The sequence below is a fragment of the Staphylococcus warneri genome, assembly GCF_900636385.1.
GTDB classification, from domain to species: domain Bacteria; phylum Bacillota; class Bacilli; order Staphylococcales; family Staphylococcaceae; genus Staphylococcus; species Staphylococcus warneri.
The window spans coordinates 2,077,261-2,096,029 of sequence record NZ_LR134269.1 but is presented as its reverse complement, the minus strand read 5'-3'; the positions used below and the strand labels follow the sequence as shown (position 1 = coordinate 2,096,029).

Genomic DNA, 18,769 nt, shown 5'->3' with positions numbered 1-18,769 from the left:
TTTGATGGTCTTGATATACCTAATGGTTATACTGTTAGCCATTATGGGCTTGGTGCTAGTAACCATGTCACATCGCAAATTAAATGCATGGTCTGGTTATGTTGCACTAAGTGCCCCCATAATTACATCAATTTATTTTATCTCGAAGATTCCACAAATTGTGCAACAACAATTTATAGCAGTTCAAATACCTTGGATGACTTCGCTAGATATTAATGTTGACTTGAGGCTAGACGGGCTTAGTTTAATGTTTGCTTTAATTATTTCACTAATTGGTGTAGCAGTATTTTTCTATGCTACACAATACTTATCACCTCAAACAGATAACCTACCTAGATTTTTCTTCTATTTACTATTATTCATGTTCAGTATGTTAGGTATTGTTCTTTCCAATAATACAATTTTAATGTATGTCTTTTGGGAATTAACTAGTGTGTCATCGTTTTTACTTATTTCATATTGGTACGATAACGGTAATAGTCAATTAGGTGCTATTCAATCGTTTATGATAACGGTATTTGGTGGATTGGCATTACTAACAGGATTTATTATGTTGTTTTTGATGACAGGTACAAACAGGATTACGGATATTATAGATCAACGTCATCATTTGATTAACCATACTTTATTCATACCAATGATGTTGATGATTTTATTAGGCGCTTTTACGAAATCAGCACAATTTCCATTTCATGTATGGTTGCCTAAAGCGATGGCTGCACCGACACCAGTTAGTGCATATTTACATTCAGCTACGATGGTCAAAGCAGGTATTTTCTTATTATTCCGCTTCACGCCAGTCTTAGGTTTAAGTGATGCTTATATTTACATCGTCACTTTTGTAGGATTAATCACAATGCTATTTGGTTCGTTAACCGCATTAAGACAATACGATTTAAAAGGTATTTTAGCTTATTCTACAATCAGTCAATTAGGTATGATGATGTCAATGGTAGGTATTGGTGGCGGTTATGCGCAACATCCATCTGATTCATTAACAGAGTTTTATGTTTTAGTTTTATTTGCTGGTTTATTTCATTTAATGAATCATGCCATTTTTAAATGTGCTTTATTTATGGGTGTAGGTATTATTGACCATGAAGCGGGAACAAGAGATATTCGTTATTTAAATGGAATGCGAAAGCTTTTCCCTAAAATGCATATAGCTATGTTGATTGCAGCGCTATCTATGGCGGGTGTGCCATTTTTAAATGGATTTCTAAGTAAAGAAATGTTCTTCGACTCATTAGTGAAGGCGAGTCACTTAGATCAATTTGGCATCACGCTAACAGTAATTGTGGTCACAATAGGCGTAATCGCAAGTATCTTTACTTTCACGTATGCACTTTACATGGTAAAAGAAACATTTTGGGGCAAATTTAATACGTCTTATTTTACGAAAAAAGATATTCATGAACCTTGGATGTTTAGTTTACCTTCATTAGTTTTAATCATACTTATACCAATCATATTCTTTATTCCGAATCTTTTCGGTCAAAATATGATTTTACCAGCTCTTAGATCAGTTACAGACGCAGGTTCGAAAATAGATACGATAGCACCACATATTTCGCAATGGCATGGGGTTAATTTACCGCTTATTCTAAGCGTGACTGTCATTGTTGTAGGCATTGTGTTGGCCTTATCAATAGATTGGAAGTCATTGACACATCGAATCATTAAACATGCTTCGATAACGAATTCGTATCAACAAGTTTATCGACAGTTCGAGTCATATTCTGGATATAGTATTAGAATGTTGATGAAAAATAAACTCAATCACTATATCATCATTACATTGCTGATCTTTGTAGCCATCATTGTCTATGGTTACATTAGTGTCGGCTTTCCACATGTACATCAATTGCATGTGTCTCAATTTGGACCGTTAGAAGTTATTTTATCTATAGTGACATTAATTATCGGAATTGTACTCATCTTTATTCGTCAACGTCTTACAATGGTAGTGCTTAATGGTGTGATTGGCTTTGCAGTAACATTATTCTTTATTGCAATGAAAGCGCCCGATTTAGCATTAACACAACTTGTGGTTGAAACGATAACGACCATTTTATTTATTGTGAGTTTCTCTAGATTACCTAACGTTCCAAGATCTAAGCCAAATATGAAAAAAGAAGTTGTGAAAATTGTTGTGTCACTGATTACTGCAATTACAGTGGTCTCACTGATATTTATTACCCAACAAGCAGACGGTATGCCAACGATTTCTAAATTCTATGAAAATGCGGATAAATTAACAGGCGGTAAGAATATCGTTAATGCCATTTTAGGTGATTTTAGAGCATTAGATACATTGTTTGAAGGCCTTGTACTCATTATTGCAGGTCTTGGTATTTATACATTATTAACTTATAAAGATCGGAGGGGACAAGATGAAAGAGAATGATGTCGTATTACGAACTGTAACTAAAGTCGTTGTGTTTATACTATTAACGTTTGGATTCTATGTTTTCTTTGCAGGACATAATAATCCGGGCGGTGGCTTTATCGGTGGTTTGATTTTTAGTTCTGCTTTTATTCTGATGTTCCTTGCATTTGATGTTAAGCAAGTGCTTATCAGTTTGCCGATCGATTTTAAAAAGTTAATGATCATAGGTTCTTTGATTTCTTTAGCCACAGCTATTGTCCCTACATTTTTTGGTAAACCGTTTTTATATCAAACTGAAGCCAATATCGCGTTTCCCTTATTAGGTCATGTACATGTCACAACGGTTACACTCTTTGAATTAGGTGTGTTATTAGCCGTTGTGGGTGTCATCGTTACAGTGATGTTGTCGATAAGTGGGGGTAAATCATGAATCTTATATTATTACTAGTGATTGGCTTTTTAGTATTTATAGGTACGTATATGATTCTATCTGTTAATTTAATTCGTATCGTCATTGGTATCTCGATTTATACTCATGCAGGTAACCTTATCATCATGAGTATGGGTCATTATGGTGGACATATGACAGAGCCATTAATTACAGGAGGGAAGGCTTACTTTGTTGATCCTTTATTACAAGCCATTGTTTTAACAGCTATTGTCATTGGATTTGGTATGACTGCCTTCTTACTTGTATTAATTTATAGAACATATCGAGTAACTAAAGAAGATGAAATTAACGTATTAAGGGGTGAAGATGATGATGAGTAATTTATTGATTCTACCTATGTTACTTCCATTTCTTTGCGCTTTAATACTTGTCTTTATCAAAGATAAAAGTAAAGTATCTAAATTCTTATGTATTGGCACAATGTTGGTAACAACACTGATATCGTTGTCATTATTAATTTATGTTATGAATGAAAAACCAATTACATTAGATTTCGGTGGATGGAAGTCACCATTTGGTATTCAATTTTTAGGAGATTCATTGAGTTTACTAATGGTAACTGTTTCATCATTTGTCATTACGTTGATTATGGCTTATGGATTTGGGCGTGGAGAGCAACGTGTCAATCGTTTTCATCTTCCATCATTCATTCTATTTTTATCTGTAGGTGTCATTGGTTCGTTTCTAACTTCAGATTTGTTTAATTTATATGTCATGTTTGAAATAATGCTACTTGCTTCGTTTGTACTAGTGACATTAGGACAATCTGTTGAACAATTACGTGCAGCAATTATCTATGTCGTATTGAACATTATCGGATCATGGTTTTTACTTTTCGCGATTGGTTTATTATATAAATCGGTAGGAACACTTAATTTTTCTCATATTGCATTAAGATTAAATAACATGGAAGATAATCAAACCGTGACGATGATTTCACTTATATTCTTGGTGGCATTTAGTTCGAAAGCAGCGTTAGTCATCTTTATGTGGCTACCTAAAGCATATGCGGTTTTAAATACAGAATTGGCCGCACTTTTTGCAGCACTAATGACGAAGGTCGGTGCATATGCATTAATCCGCTTCTTCACTTTATTATTTGACTCTCATGAAGGAGTCACACATCCATTGCTTATTTTTATGTCATGTCTAACAATGATTATTGGTGCTTTTGGTGTTCTAGCATACAAAGATATTAAGAAAATTGCTGCCTATCAAGTCATATTGTCGATTGGTTTTGTCATTCTTGGTTTAGGTACACACACATTTTCAGGTGTTAATGGTGCGATTTTCTATCTAGCTAACGATATTGTTGTTAAAACATTATTATTCTTTATTGTAGGTAGCTTAGTGTATATTTCGGGTTATCGTCAGTACCATTATTTAAGTGGACTAGCCAAGCGCGAACCATTCTTCGGTATAGCATTTATTATTATGATTTTTGCGATTGGTGGTGTACCACCATTTAGTGGATTCCCAGGTAAAGTATTGATATTTAAAGGTGCCATTGAAAATGGAAACTATATTGGTCTAGGATTAATGATTGTAACGAGTCTTATTGCGATGTATAGCTTATTTAGAATACTATTTTTAATGTACTTTGGTGACCAAGACGGTGAAGAGGTTGAATTTAAAAAAATACCTAAACATCGTAAAGGAATTCTAGGTATTCTTGTAGTAGTCATATTATTAATGGGAATCGGTGCACCAGAAGTATTAAATGTCACTGAAAATGCGACTAAGATGAATATGGATGAGCATCAGTTCCATCAAATTGTGAATACGCATTTGAAGGAGGGAGATAATTAGATGAATCAAGTCGTTCTGAATATTGTGATCGCGTTTTTATGGGTTTTATTTCAAGATGAGGACGAGTTTAAATTCACGACCTTCTTCTCTGGGTATTTAATTGGTGTGATCGTCATCTATATTTTACATCGTTTCTTTGGACAAGAGTTTTATTTGAGAAAAATATGGGTTGCCGTTAAGTTTTTAGTTGTTTACTTATATCAATTAATTACATCTAGTATTAGTACAATTAATTATATTTTGTTTAAAACGAAAGACATGAATCCTGGATTGTTAACGTATGAGACCAATTTAACTAATGATTGGGCAATTACCTTCTTAACGATATTAATTATCATAACGCCAGGTTCAACTGTGATTCGTATATCTAAAGGAACAAATAAATTTTTAATTCATAGTATTGATGTAACGGATAAGGATAAGAAAAATTTATTGCGAAATATTAAACAGTATGAAGATTTAATCTTGGAGGTGACACGATGATACAAGCTATGACACAATTTTTTATTATTGCAGCTTTGGTTATTTTTGGTATTGCATTACTAGTATGTCTTTTGAGGTTAATTAAAGGACCTACTACTGCTGACAGAGTCGTGTCATTTGATGCAACGAGTGCCGTTGTCATGTGTATTGTTGGGGTCATGAGTGTGATTATGGGCACCGTTTCATTCCTAGATTCAATCATGTTAATAGCCATCATCTCATTTGTAAGTTCGGTGTCTATTTCTAGATTTATTGGAGGGGGGCGCGTTTTCAATGGAAGTAGTAAAAGAAATCGTTAGTCTCATCTCTGCAATATTCATCTTTCTAGGTAGTGTGATTGCATTAATCAGTGCGATCGGCATCGTGAAATTCCAAGATGTCTTTTTGAGAAGTCATGCTTCCACGAAAAGTGCCACGTTATCAGTATTACTAACGATTGTTGGCGTATTAATCTATTTTGTTGTGAATACAGGTTTTTTCAGTGTTAGATTACTATTATCACTGATCTTTATTAATTTGACATCACCTGTAGGCATGCATTTAGTTGCACGTGCAGCATATCGAAATGGTGCATACATGTATAGAAAAGATGATGTACCAAGACAGTCTTCTATATTGTTAAGTCAAAATGAATTTAATTCACCCGAAGAATTAAAAACACGTGCAAAACTACGTGAACAACGAAGAGAAAAATTGTATTATAAAGAGAATCAAAAGCTAAATAAATAATACCTAAGATTAAAATAAAGCTATCGTGTATCCATAAAAATGGGTGTGCGGTAGCTTTTAATTTATATTAGAAAAAGTTATTGGTTTAAGGTGCGATTTATTTAAGTAATACTCAAAATAGTGATAAAATATTGTACAAGGAAAATTATGAATTTAAGTAGTAAATTTATTGAAAAGGGATAAAAAGATATTTTATGTGTTTGGAACTTTAAAGTATAACTTTGGGATAATGAGTACTGCGTAGTTAATAATGTATTACGTTACTTTAACATTCCAAAACCATAAAATGTGATGGTACTAGGTAACTTTTCAATTCATGTTCAAATGATTGATGTATGGATAACCTAACATTATGATAACTGAGTTGAGCCCTCCTCATAACATCTATATTAATAAATTCAATTGTCATTTAACAATTTGATAAAGCTTATTATTTAATGATTGCTTCTATATTAATTAACCTCTAAAGTACATCAATTCCAATACGTGTTACTTAATTTTCATTCCAAAACAATTCATTAAAGAGGTGAAAGTTTGGAAATATTTGAAACATTACTCATATTTATCGGCGTCGTTATTATTAGTTCATTCGTTCACACGTTTATGCCGAAAGTACCACTAGCGTTTATTCAAATCGCTTTAGGTATGCTGTTATTTATTACTCCTATTCCTGTTGAGTTTAATTTTGATTCCGAATTATTTATGGTTGCCTTAATCGCACCACTTCTATTTGTAGAAGGCGTTAATGTCTCACGGGTGCACTTAAGAAAATATATTAAACCTGTGATGATGATGGCATTAGGCCTAGTCATTACAACTGTCATTGGTGTAGGCTTTTTCATTCATTGGATTTGGCCTGAACTACCTACGGGCGCAGCTTTTGCGATTGCTGCTATTCTATGTCCAACTGATGCAGTAGCGGTACAAGCAATTACGAATGGTAAAGTATTGCCAAAAGGTGCAATGACTATTTTAGAGGGCGAGTCATTGTTAAATGATGCGGCAGGTATCATTTCATTTAAAATAGCGGTTGGTGCATTAGTAACAGGCACATTTTCTATTATGGAATCCGTCGAACAGTTTTTAGTTGCTTCATTAGGTGGGGCCATCGTAGGTTTGCTCATTGGTATGGCGTTAGTTCGATTTAGATTAACGTTAATGCGTCGAGGCATTGAAAACATTAATATGTTTACATTTATACAATTATTGACGCCATTTGTTACATACTTAGTTGCAGAGTTATTTCATGCATCAGGTATTATTGCAGCAGTAGTGGCTGGACTTGTTCATGGATTTGAACGTGATAGAATCGCACAGACACGTACAAGATTGCAAATGAGTTATAACCATACATGGAATATATTAGGTTATGTATTAAATGGATTTGTTTTTTCTATATTAGGATTTTTAGTACCTGAAGTTGTGATTAACATCATCAAAACTGAACCACATAATTTACTGTTTTTAGTGGTGATTACTGTACTAGTAGCATTGGCCGTGTACCTATTTAGATTCTTATGGGTATACGTATTATATCCTTATTTCTATTTAGCTGTCAGTCCATTCCAGAAAATGATTAGCCAAGATGACGACGGCAATAATACAACGGAGAAACCACCTAAACGAAGTCTGTATGCACTTATAATGACGTTATGTGGTGTTCACGGAACGATTTCGTTAGCTATCGCATTAACGTTGCCTTATTATTTAGCCGATCATCATGCATTTGATTATCGTAATGACTTGTTATTTATTGCATCAGGTATGGTGATTATCAGTTTAGTTGCGGCACAATTATTACTACCATTTGTTACTGCCAATGCACCTGAAGTAAAAGTGGGTAGCATGAACTTTAAAGAAGCTAGAATTTACATTTTGGAACATGTCATTGATTATTTAAATCAGAAATCAACGTTCGAAACCAGTTATCGTTATGGCAATGTTATTAAAGAATATCATGACAAATTAACATTCTTGAAAACGGTAGAGAAAGATGATGAAAACTCTAAAGAACTTGAAAGACTTCAAAAGATTGCGTTTAATGTGGAAACGAAAACGCTCGAACAGTTAGTAGATGACGGTAGTATCACAAATAGTATACTTGAGAACTATATGCGATATGCTGAACGTACACAGGTATATAAACAAGCATCATTAATTCGTCGTTTGATTGTATTATTTAGAGGTGCACTATTAAAACGACGGGTGAAGACAACTATTAACTCTGCATCATCTTTAAGCGTGACAGATAACTTGTTAGAATTAGTTAAAATCAATAAAATCGTTCACTATAATGTAGTAAGACGATTAGGACAAGAAGCTAACAATGATAACAAGTTAGAGGTAGGTATGATATGTGATGGCTATCTTATGCGTATAGATAACTTAACGCCAAATAATTTCTTTAATTCTCCTAGTGAAGATACATTGACTCGTATTAAACTAAACGCACTACGTGAACAACGTCGTATTTTAAGAGAGTTAATTGAAGATGAAGAAATTACAGAAGGTACGGCTTTAAAACTTAGAGAATCAATTAATTATGATGAAATGGTTATCGTAGATAGTATGACATAATTATATTAAACAATAGGAAAGCTCGTGAGGTAAGACCTCACGAGCTTTTTCCTGTATATAAAGCAGACACTCGTAAAACTCATCGGGTGAAATATAAGTTCTACGACCTACATTTATGGAGAGAATAGGCCATAAATGTTGAATCATTTGAGATTGAACCATCAGTGCATGGATTCTATACAACCTGTTCAACAGCGTCCTATAGTGAAATCCAATTCAATCTCAATGTTATAGGGATGATTTTATAACTTTGACAGATATATAAATGGATGAAAAGGAAACGTAATTCATGCCATTTTTATTATATTCTGTCAGTTTGAAACGATTTGGTAAAGGGGGATGAAATGATACCTTTACCACTGGGGAGTTAAGATAATGTATAAGCCCACTACATAAATGAGATGAGATAGACTAACACCACCATACCGTGCGTGAGAGAACGATTTTATATTTTAGGAGGATAATATAAAAATTCACGCACGATATGAGACTATTAGCTATATCATAGAGACTTAATAGGGAGGCTGAGTGTGATTCAAGTTATATCTTAATCACTCAGCCAATGGTTCTATTAAGTTATGTTGTCAGTTGTGCGATGAGCATTATTTCATACTACCATGTATTGTATCGATATTTGATTTCATCATTTTATAATAAGAATCACCTTTTGAGCCTTTTTTACCAATTGAATCAGTAAATACCTCTCCGTATATATTTTTATGTGTTTCTTCAGATAAGCTTTCCATCGCTTTTTTATCTACACTTGTTTCGACTAATAGATGCTTAATGTGATTTTCTTTTACAAATTGAATAGCATGTCGCATTTGTGAAGGTGTACCTTGTTTTTCTGTGTTGATTTCCCAAATATAGCCAGGTTTCACATCATATTGCTTAGCAAAGTATTTAAATGCACCTTCACTAGTAATCATGGCTCGTCGTTCTTTTGGAATGTCATTAAATTTGTCTTTACTTTCTTTATTAAGTTTTTCTAATTTAGATAGGTATTGATTACCTTGATGTTTATAATCTTTTTGATTTGATGAATCATATTTGATTAAACTATCTTGTATCGTTTTGACATATTTAATACCATTTTCAATACTTAACCATGCATGAGGGTCTAATTTATCTTTGTTACCTTCTTCTCCATTTAGATAGATAGGTTTAACATCTTTAGAAACAGCGATAACTTTTTTATCATCCATCGATTTACCAGCTTGATCTAACGCTTTCTTGAACCAGCCATTACCAGTTTCTAAATTTAAACCATTATAGAAAATAACATCTGCATCGGTTAACTTTTTAATATCCTTAGGTTTAACTTCATATTCATGTGGGTCTTGTCCAACTGGAACAATGCTATGGACGTCAACGTGATCACCACCTACATTTTTTACCATGTCATAAAGAATAGAGTTTGTTGTGACAACTTTTAATTTATGACCATCAGCATGTTGTTTGTCTCCATTAGATTGACTGCAGCCAACCAAGACGATAAAAATGGCTAACAATAAGGGAATGATTTTCTTCATTTAAATTACGCCTCTTCTCTGTTTATTTTTTAATGTTGTGATACCTAAAGTGACAACGTAAATCGCAAATGTACAAAGTACAATAGCTGCGCCACTAGGTACGTTATATATGTAACTAAAATAAAGTCCTATAATTGAACTGATTACACCAATTAAGCTTGCGACTGCCATCATGCCATATAAATTCTTGCATATAAGAAAGGCAGTGGAAGCGGGTGTGACTAATAGTGCGACGACTAAAATAATGCCTACGGTTTGGATACTCGCAACAGTTACTAATGCAAGGAGTAACATGACAAAATAATGTATTAGCTTAGTATTTAAACCATTCATTCTACTAAATGTATTATCAAACGTAGAAATCATTAACGGTCGATAGAATATAATGATGAGACTTAATACAAATAGTCCGATGATTACGGTAGTCCAAAACGTTGTATGCGTAATGGCGAGTAAATTACCAAATAAAATATGGTATAAGTCCGTCGTGCTATTGATAATACTAATTAAAATGACACCTAATGCGAGGAATGCTGTGAAACTAATGCCTATAGCTGCATCTGGTTTTGTTTTACTTTTAGAAGTAATAAATCCGATTAACATACTTGCAATCATTCCAGTTATTAACGCACCAACAAACATGGGTATGCCGAATAAGAATGATAATGCCACACCAGGTAATACAGCATGACTCATCGCATCACCCATTAGTGATAATCCTCTTAATACAATTAAGCTTCCGACAGTGCCACAAACAACACCAACAATCATTGAAGTGATCAGTGCTCTATTTAAAAATTGATAATTTAAAAGATGTGTGAAAAAGTCATTCATATCTAGGCACTTCCTTTCGATGAAACATCGACATGACTGTTCTGTGACATAAAGGTATCGTTTAACAACGTGTCGCTATTCATTGCCTCTTCTGCATTGCCAAAATAGCGTAATGTTTGATTGAGTAACATAATCCGATCAAAGTACTGGGAAGCCTTAGTTAAGTCATGATGAACAATAAGAATCAACTTACCTTGTGCTTTTAGTTGTCTAATTTTATTCATTATGAGTTGCTCACTTTTAAAATCAATACCGACAAAAGGTTCGTCGAATAAATAAAGTTTACTTTTAGACATGAGTGCTCGAGCAACAAGTACACGTTGCAGTTGACCACCACTTAAGGCAGAAATCTGCTTTCGTTTTAATGATTTTAAGTCTAAATCATCTAATAATTGATTCAATTGTATTTTAGTCTCATGTATAGGTTTGCTAAACCAACCGATGTCGCCATAACATCCTGAGAGAATCACTTTTTCCACATTTATTGGAAAATCCAAATCAATATTTGATTTTTGAGGTATGTATGTCATGTATTTCAATTGAGTATGTATCGGACGTTGATAAAGTAATTGAGTGCCAGTTGCTTGGAAATCTCCTATTAATGACTTCAGTAAAGATGACTTTCCAGCACCATTCGGACCCATAATACCTATCATTTCACCGGCAATAGGAATTTTAAAATCAATATCTTTTAAAATATGCTTATTACCTAAAAAAAGATTTAAATTACTAACTTCTAACAAATATTAATACCTCCTAATTAAAAGTTTAGGTTAACCTAATTTATTTTATAATAAACCGAGAAGTTTTAACATGTCAAGTAGATTCGTGATACAATAAAGTGAATATGTGTGAGGTGAAATGATGTTAACTGAAGAAAAAGAGGATTATCTCAAAGCAATATTAACGAATGACGGCGATGTATCCTTCGTATCAAATAAAAAATTATCTCAATTTTTAAATATAAAACCACCATCAGTTAGTGAAATGGTTGGGAGATTAGAAAAATCGGGCTATGTAGAAACAAAGCCGTATAAAGGTGTTAAATTAACAGAAGAAGGTTTAAATCACACTTTAGATATCATTAAAAGGCATCGATTACTCGAATTATTTTTAATAGAAATTTTGAAATATAATTGGGAAGAAGTGCATCAAGAGGCTGAAATTTTGGAGCATAGAATTTCAGATTTATTTGTCGAACGTCTAGATAATATTTTAAATTACCCAGAGACGTGTCCACATGGTGGCGTGATTCCAAGAGATCATCGTTACAAGGAAAAATATACAAAGACAATACTAGAATTTGAACCTGCGGATGTTGTCACAATTAAACGTGTTAGAGACAAGACAGAGTTGTTAGTTTATCTTTCAAGTAAGGATATATCTATTGGCAATGAGGTTGAAATTGTTTCCAAAGATGACACTAATAAAGTTGTCATTATTAAGCGCAATGATGTGGTTACCATTTTAAGTTATGAAAATGCTATGAATATTTTTGCCGAAAAATAATACTACATCAACTTGAGCCCTAAACTGAATCGTGTGGTGGTTAAGATAAAATGTCTTAACACCATATTGATCAGAAGGGCTCAAGTTTTTGTTTATTATAATCTTTGATAAAGATAGGTTAACCTTTTAAGTTTTAGAACAATAGTAATTTGATTAATATATACACAGTATATAGATTAATCGCAATCCAAATAGAGCTATAGATGACTGTTGGCATTTTACTGATATCAGTTAAGGTACTACCGTCCCAACTTTGTTTAGGTCTTTGGAATGTCAGTCTGAAAATTGTCCAAGACGACTGAAGCACTTCGCCAAGTAATACGCCTAAAATCAAATGGTAACTAAAACTTACAATTTGATGAATAACGAGTAGATCATCGCTTTGGAATAGGAAATACAAGAGTAAAGACATAGCGATAATAATGAGTATAGGTGATAATTTACGTGACGTTAAAATGAGAAAATAAATAAAAATTCCTAAGTAAATGAGAATGAAAAAGCTTGGATGATTATAAAAGACTGTAATGATACCTATCCATAACATAATTGGTGGCATGATATAGCCACCTAATGTAGTGAACCATTGTCCAAGATAACTCTTAGATTGCGTAATTGCATAACCTTGTTGTAAGGTAGCTTCTCTTTCAGACGGTCGTGTCACAATAACTAAATCTTTAGCATGGCCACCGGATAATTTATTAAAAAGAACATGTCCAAATTCATGAGTTAATACTGGGATATAGTTAAGTATAATTGCAAAGTATCGATAGTAAGATTTATAGCGATTTTGATGGACGAAAATGTAGATGATACTTATGATTAATATGATATAAATATTTAAATGGATATGAGTAGTTAAGAATGATTTGAATTGTGTCATATTAAAGCTCCGTATTTAGAATTAATCAATTGACGCACGGTCAGACTGATTTTGTAAGTTAACATCTATTATACGTTAATATCTAGAAATTATCCTTTAGACTAAAGGCGTAAATTGTATGAGAGATGAAGGTTTTGCGAATAATAATATCTAGATGATTATTGATGTGTTAAAATAAGCGTACATTTTGGTTAAAATTAAAACAATGACAATATATGATTTAACTTGATATATCAGTTGAAATAACTGATCAAGTAGGATAGGAGATTTATTTTATGACATTAAAAGGTCAGCATAATAATAAAGTTGATATATTAGGCGTGAATTTTGACCATACTACGATGTTACAAATGGTTGAAAATATTAAAACATTTTTTATGTCATCTACGACAGATAATTTATTTATAGTTACAGCTAATCCTGAAATTGTAGACTATGCATCAGAAAATCATGACTATCAACAACTCATCAATAGTGCTGATTATGTCATCGCTGATGGTACAGGTATCGTGAAAGCATCGAAACGATTGAAACAACCGTTACCACAAAGAATTCCAGGAATAGAATTATTAGAAGAATGTCTAAAAATTGCACACGTGAATCAACAAAAAGTTTTTATTTTAGGTTCAAAGAATGAAATTATTGAAAAGGCAGAGCAACAATTAAAAGCTAAATATCCACGAGTGACATTTGCACATCACCATGGTTACATTAATTTAAAAGATGAAACAGTGATTAAGCGTATAGAGACATTTAATCCAGATTATATATTCGTTGGTATGGGTTACCCTAAACAAGAAAAGTGGATTGCACGCCATAGTAAAGCTTTTCAACATACAGTGATGATGGGTGTTGGTGGTTCGTTTGAAGTGTTTAGTGGTGCTAAAAAAAGAGCGCCCAAATTCTTTAGAAAGTTAAATATTGAATGGGTTTATCGCTTGTTAATTGATTGGAAACGTTTAGGACGATTGAAGAGTATCCCTAAATTTATGTTTAAAATTGCCAGACAAAAAAGACAACGTTAAAAATATGAACATAAGAAAAGGCAATCATGTGTTATGTAATTAACACAGTGATTGCCTTTTTATTGGTGTTTTAAGTTGATTATTTAACGACAAAGCGAGACGCATCTAAATCTCTTCTAAACGCCTTTTGATCATTTTTAGATTTTTTCTTAAATTCTTTCAAGAATTTTTCATAATTTGGTAAAACATCATCTAATTCGCCAAACTCTTTAAGTTTACCGCCTTCAATCCATGCGATTTTCGTACAGAATTCTTTAACTTGACGGATGTTATGGCTTACGAAAAAGATGGTTTTATTCGCTTCTTTAAATTCATAAATTTTATCTAAACATTTCTGAGTGAAGGTTTGGTCACCAACTGATAATGCTTCGTCAATAACTAAAATATCAGGGTTAACTGTTATGTTAATAGAGAAACCAAGTTTGGCACGCATACCACTAGAATATTTTTTTACAGGTTGATATATAAATTCACCTAATTCACTAAATTCGATTACTTGAGGCATTAATTCTTTAATTTCTTTACGTTTGAATCCCATACACAACATTTTGAATTCAATATTTTCAACGCCTGTTAATTGACCATTTAATCCAGCATTGATTGCAATAACACTCACATCACCTTTGCGATCGATTTTACCTGATGTAGGGGACAGAGAGCCGCCAATCATATTGCTTAATGTAGATTTCCCTGATCCGTTAATACCAACAAGACCAATCACATCTCCTTCATGCGCTTGAAGAGAAACATCATCTAATGCGAAGAATGTTTTGTTTTTATTTTTAGGTATTAAGGCATCTTTAATACGGTCTTTATTCGTTCTATATATACGATATTCTTTAGTTACATGTTCTATATTTACCGATACGCTCATAATTAGTCCTTCCTTAATTACATTTATATAGATTATAATATACTACTCATCAGTTGTTAAATTTATTAACCTAGTGTAAAGTGAGTAGAAGATTTTGTTTAAAATTGAGTAAAAGTTAATTTAACACGATAGACTATGTCTAATTATAGACAATCAATGACATTATTGTCTTTTTAAGGTACTTTATTATGTTTAATAACTTAAATGATTGTATAATAAGATGAGAATTTAATAAACTAATATCTTTTACTATGTTATATAGTTTGGTATATTTTATTCAATTAAAACAAATTTACATATTAAAAAACAATGAGTTTGAGATATGATTATCATCATTTCTGAAGTATTTGTTTAACTTAATTTACACCGTTGATATCATATATAGTGTGGATTGAAAGAAACATAGTACGCCAAATGACAGGTTGTATCTCATTATCAATTGTATATACATTAAATGTTTGAAAGTGTGGTTTAATTCAATGTCAGCAGTAGTTACTGTATTTAAAGAACACATCAAAAACTTTTATTTAATCCAAAGACTGGCACAATTCCAAATTAAAATTTCGAACCATAGTAACTATTTAGGTATGGCTTGGGAACTATTGAATCCAGCGCTACAAATTATGGTTTATTGGTTAGTGTTTGGTCTAGGAATCAGAAGTAACCATCCGGTACATGGTATTCCATTTGTATTTTGGTTACTCGTAGGTATCAGTATGTGGTTCTTTATTAACCAAGGTGTACTCGAAGGTACAAAATCTATTTCCCAAAAATTTAATCAAGTCGCTAAGATGAATTTTCCATTGTCTATTATTCCAACATATATTGTAACAAGCAGATTTTATGGACATATTGGATTACTTGCCATCATTATCATAGCGTGTATGTTTAGAGGTATTTACCCATCTATTCATATTATACAATTATTGATTTATGTGCCGTTTGCCTTTTTATTAACGGCGTCAGTAGCATTATTTACATCAACGTTAGGTATTTTAGTAAGAGATACTCAGATGGCGATGCAGGCATTAATGAGAATATTATTCTATATGTCACCCATTTTATGGATACCTAAAAACCATGGCGTAAGTGGCATTGTGCACCATATTATGTTATTTAATCCAGTATACTTCATTGCTGAATCATATCGTGCAGCAATATTGTTCCATCAATGGTATTTCATTGATCACTGGAAATTAGCCTTGTATAATGTCATGATCATTGTCATATTCTTTGTTTTGGGTTCTATTCTTCATAAAAAATATAGAGATCACTTTGCTGATTTCTTATAAGAATAAAGTGCGTCAAAAGACACATACTAGTAGACCGACGATATAATGTTGGTCTACTTTTTTATTTTATGGACAATAAGTAGAGAGAGAATTATTTTCTATCAATCTTGGAATCGTATATAATTTATGAATAAAGATAAAACGAAATAAAGACGGTGAATGAAATGAGAGTTTTAATCAAAAAAATATATATGATCGTCATTACGATATTTAATGTCATTTTTAGAGGACTAAAAGTTAAAAATAGCAATATTGTTGTTATGATGACATTTCCTAAAGATGTATTGCCGATAATCGAACAATTAAGGACTAAAGGATACAAATTAACGGTTATCACGACAGACAAGCATGCGCATCATATTCAACATTTATCAAATGTGACATATATTAAAGCAGGAAATAAAAATGTTATTCAACATATTAAAGCGCTAAGCACAGCAAAAGTAATTCTCATAGATACTTATTATTTAATTATGGGTGCATACCATAAAAAAGCGCAACAAACTGTTATTCAAACATGGCATGCTGCTGGTGCTTTAAAAGATTTTGGGTTAACAGATCATCAAGTGGATTCGAATAATCAAGCAATGGTGAATCAATATCAACGAGTATATTCAGCTACAGATTTATATTTAGTAGGTGGAGAAGAAATGGGGCATTGTTTTAACGAATCATTTGATGCACACCCTTCACAAATGTTACGTTCTGGACTTCCTAGATTAGTTGAATATTTAAATATTGATATTAAAGAAGAACAACAACGATTAAAAGAGCAATATGGTATCCAAGGAAAATTAGCAGTCTATATGCCAACCTATAGGGAAAATCATCAAGCTAACAGACAAATTAATAAAACTCTATTTGAAAAGGCATTGCCTGAATACACATTGCTTAGTCATTTTCATCCGTCTATCAAAAAAGATAAAGAAGAGCACGACTTAGATTCAACATCATTACTTATCATGGCAGATTTAATTATTAGTGATTATAGTTCAATACCAATTGAAGCGAGTTTACTTAATAAACCAACGCTCTTTTATGTGTATGACGAAAAGGAATATGAAAAGGTAAGAGGACTTAACCAATATTATTATGATATTCCTAATACGTATAAAGTGACGACGGAAGAAGCACTTATTGAAAAAATTAAGCAAGATGATAAGCAATTCAAGTCATTATTTAATCACTGGCATAAATACACTACACAAGAAACATTGAATCAAGTAACAAACTATATAGATAAGTTGGTGAAATCATGAAATTAGCGATTATAATGCCTGTATATAACGGACAAGATACAGTAAGAAGAGCGGTCACGTCGATTGATACTAAAGTAGAATTTGAAATTATTTGTATAAATGATGGTTCGACAGATAATACAAAGCATGAATTAACTGAATTACAAAAAGAATTTCCTAATATTAAAGTCATTCATCAAGAGAATCAAGGTGCTGCTAGAAGTCGTAATGTTGGATTAGCAGCTATGGATGACGATACGGATGCATTTATGTTTTTAGATGCAGATGATCAATATTTACCAAGTCGTATAGATGCAATGATACAAACATATGAGAATCACGAGGAAACCGACATTGTGATAGGCCAAATTGGTCGCGACGTTCATGGCGAATGGAAAGTATTTCCTACACATGAGGAAATTAAGAGAGATGAAGTTGTAACACTCGAAAGAAACCCAGAAATACTTCAATCTATAGGTCCTGGTGGCAAGTTGTTTAGTGCAAAATTTGTTTCTTTAAGGTTTGATGAAGATGTTGTATTTTGTGAAGAGCATACATTTATGGTACGTGCTTTTTCTAAAGCACGAGATATTAACCTTATGTCAATCATTGCATATGGCTATAATGAACGAGAAGGCTCGGTGACAGATAGACGTGCAGATACGTTCTTACCATATATGGAAGATGCTATGAAAGTGCGACAACGCGTAATGGAATTATTACTATTAATGAATGAAAAAATTTATTACAGCTATCGTATGGATAATCTTATTGTAAGTTATTTAATCCAAGCACATTTATTAAAAAATAGTGCGATTACGCCATCATTTATAGACAGTGTGACAAAGTATATTAATTTGATGCAAGAGACAAATTATTCAGGTGATGCAATGTTTAGAATTATAGAAGCGGTTGAACAGGGCGGAACACAATGGACTAAAGATCTCTATCAACCATGGAGGCGTACATTGGCAAATGTAGGTATTGGAAGACCAGGATATGTTCGATTTTTAGCACAGACTTTTCCTAAAAAATCAGCATTTTCTGGAAAGCAAAAGTTAAAAAAAGTATTAAAGAAATAATGGTCAATCATCGTATAGATTTTAAAGAGTGACATGATGTTTTAATGAATTAATGGTAAGCCTAT

The 18,769-nt window shown here is 32.5% G+C and carries 18 protein-coding genes; 13 read left to right on the top strand and 5 right to left on the bottom strand.

Annotated elements, in window-relative coordinates:
• Positions 1-4 precede the first annotated feature (4 nt).
• The 8 genes from mnhA2 (at position 5) to EL082_RS10235 (ending at position 8,438) form a co-directional block, all read left to right on the top strand.
• On the top strand, positions 5-2,407 hold the full coding sequence (gene mnhA2 / locus EL082_RS10270) for a Na+/H+ antiporter Mnh2 subunit A (RefSeq protein WP_002465908.1): 2,403 nt from the start codon (positions 5-7) through the stop codon (positions 2,405-2,407).
• Entirely contained in the window at positions 2,394-2,819 is a 426-nt protein-coding gene (gene mnhB2 / locus EL082_RS10265) for a Na+/H+ antiporter Mnh2 subunit B (protein ID WP_002465881.1), read from the top strand. The genes mnhA2 and mnhB2 overlap by 14 nt, the downstream gene beginning before the upstream one ends.
• Positions 2,816-3,160, top strand: a complete 345-nt coding sequence (gene mnhC2, locus EL082_RS10260; protein WP_002465882.1) for a Na+/H+ antiporter Mnh2 subunit C — start codon at positions 2,816-2,818, stop codon at positions 3,158-3,160. Before mnhB2 ends, mnhC2 begins: the two co-directional genes overlap by 4 nt.
• Positions 3,150-4,649: a Na+/H+ antiporter Mnh2 subunit D gene (mnhD2, locus tag EL082_RS10255; RefSeq protein ID WP_103286251.1), complete on the top strand. Its 1,500-nt coding sequence runs from the start codon at positions 3,150-3,152 to the stop codon at positions 4,647-4,649. Before mnhC2 ends, mnhD2 begins: the two co-directional genes overlap by 11 nt.
• Entirely contained in the window at positions 4,650-5,132 is a 483-nt protein-coding gene (gene mnhE2, locus EL082_RS10250; protein ID WP_002451044.1) for a Na+/H+ antiporter Mnh2 subunit E, read from the top strand.
• Positions 5,129-5,431, top strand: a complete 303-nt coding sequence (gene mnhF2, locus EL082_RS10245) for a Na+/H+ antiporter Mnh2 subunit F (RefSeq protein ID WP_002465880.1) — start codon at positions 5,129-5,131, stop codon at positions 5,429-5,431. Before mnhE2 ends, mnhF2 begins: the two co-directional genes overlap by 4 nt.
• Positions 5,406-5,861 (top strand): Na+/H+ antiporter Mnh2 subunit G, encoded by a 456-nt coding sequence (mnhG2, locus tag EL082_RS10240; RefSeq protein WP_002465894.1) that lies wholly within the window; start codon positions 5,406-5,408, stop codon positions 5,859-5,861. Before mnhF2 ends, mnhG2 begins: the two co-directional genes overlap by 26 nt.
• A gap of 534 nt (positions 5,862-6,395) precedes the next feature.
• Positions 6,396-8,438, top strand: coding sequence for a cation:proton antiporter (locus tag EL082_RS10235; RefSeq protein ID WP_002465855.1), 2,043 nt, complete (start codon positions 6,396-6,398; stop codon positions 8,436-8,438).
• A gap of 602 nt (positions 8,439-9,040) precedes the next feature.
• Here the strand turns inward: EL082_RS10235 and mntC are convergent.
• From mntC to EL082_RS10220, 3 genes are read right to left on the bottom strand one after another with little or no spacing between them, the layout of a single operon-like run.
• Positions 9,041-9,970 carry a manganese ABC transporter substrate-binding lipoprotein MntC gene (gene mntC / locus EL082_RS10230; RefSeq protein WP_002465858.1) on the bottom strand — a complete coding sequence of 310 codons (930 nt, stop codon included), beginning with the start codon at positions 9,968-9,970 and terminating at the stop codon, positions 9,041-9,043.
• Positions 9,971-10,804, bottom strand: a complete 834-nt coding sequence (locus EL082_RS10225) for a metal ABC transporter permease (protein ID WP_002465905.1) — start codon at positions 10,802-10,804, stop codon at positions 9,971-9,973. It abuts the gene before it with no gap.
• Between the two features lie 2 nt (positions 10,805-10,806).
• Positions 10,807-11,547 (bottom strand): metal ABC transporter ATP-binding protein, encoded by a 741-nt coding sequence (locus EL082_RS10220; protein WP_002465865.1) that lies wholly within the window; start codon positions 11,545-11,547, stop codon positions 10,807-10,809.
• A 121-nt stretch (positions 11,548-11,668) separates the two neighbouring features.
• On the opposite strand from EL082_RS10220, the gene EL082_RS10215 reads away from it, so the two are divergent.
• Positions 11,669-12,313: a metal-dependent transcriptional regulator gene (locus EL082_RS10215; RefSeq protein WP_002465911.1), complete on the top strand. Its 645-nt coding sequence runs from the start codon at positions 11,669-11,671 to the stop codon at positions 12,311-12,313.
• A 133-nt stretch (positions 12,314-12,446) separates the two neighbouring features.
• Here EL082_RS10215 and EL082_RS10210 read toward each other — a convergent pair whose 3' ends face one another.
• The gene (locus EL082_RS10210; RefSeq protein WP_002465871.1) at positions 12,447-13,193 is read right to left on the bottom strand and encodes a M50 family metallopeptidase; all 747 of its coding nucleotides are present in this window, start codon (positions 13,191-13,193) and stop codon (positions 12,447-12,449) included.
• A 275-nt stretch (positions 13,194-13,468) separates the two neighbouring features.
• Between EL082_RS10210 and tarA the strand changes: the two genes are divergently transcribed.
• Complete coding sequence (gene tarA / locus EL082_RS10205) at positions 13,469-14,218, top strand: N-acetylglucosaminyldiphosphoundecaprenol N-acetyl-beta-D-mannosaminyltransferase TarA (protein ID WP_002465853.1); 750 nt, start codon at positions 13,469-13,471, stop codon at positions 14,216-14,218.
• A gap of 79 nt (positions 14,219-14,297) precedes the next feature.
• Here the strand turns inward: tarA and tagH are convergent, their stop codons facing one another.
• Complete coding sequence (gene tagH, locus EL082_RS10200; RefSeq protein WP_015365325.1) at positions 14,298-15,092, bottom strand: teichoic acids export ABC transporter ATP-binding subunit TagH; 795 nt, start codon at positions 15,090-15,092, stop codon at positions 14,298-14,300.
• 479 nt (positions 15,093-15,571) lie between these two features.
• On the opposite strand from tagH, the gene tagG reads away from it, so the two are divergent.
• The 3 genes from tagG (at position 15,572) to EL082_RS10185 (ending at position 18,704) form a co-directional block, all read left to right on the top strand.
• The gene (gene tagG, locus EL082_RS10195; RefSeq protein ID WP_002465986.1) at positions 15,572-16,384 is read left to right on the top strand and encodes a teichoic acids export ABC transporter permease subunit TagG; all 813 of its coding nucleotides are present in this window, start codon (positions 15,572-15,574) and stop codon (positions 16,382-16,384) included.
• Between the two features lie 164 nt (positions 16,385-16,548).
• Positions 16,549-17,643 (top strand): teichoic acid glycerol-phosphate primase TarB, encoded by a 1,095-nt coding sequence (gene tarB / locus EL082_RS10190; RefSeq protein ID WP_002465963.1) that lies wholly within the window; start codon positions 16,549-16,551, stop codon positions 17,641-17,643.
• On the top strand, positions 17,640-18,704 hold the full coding sequence (locus tag EL082_RS10185) for a glycosyltransferase family 2 protein (protein ID WP_015365324.1): 1,065 nt from the start codon (positions 17,640-17,642) through the stop codon (positions 18,702-18,704). Before tarB ends, EL082_RS10185 begins: the two co-directional genes overlap by 4 nt.
• Positions 18,705-18,769 lie beyond the last annotated feature (65 nt).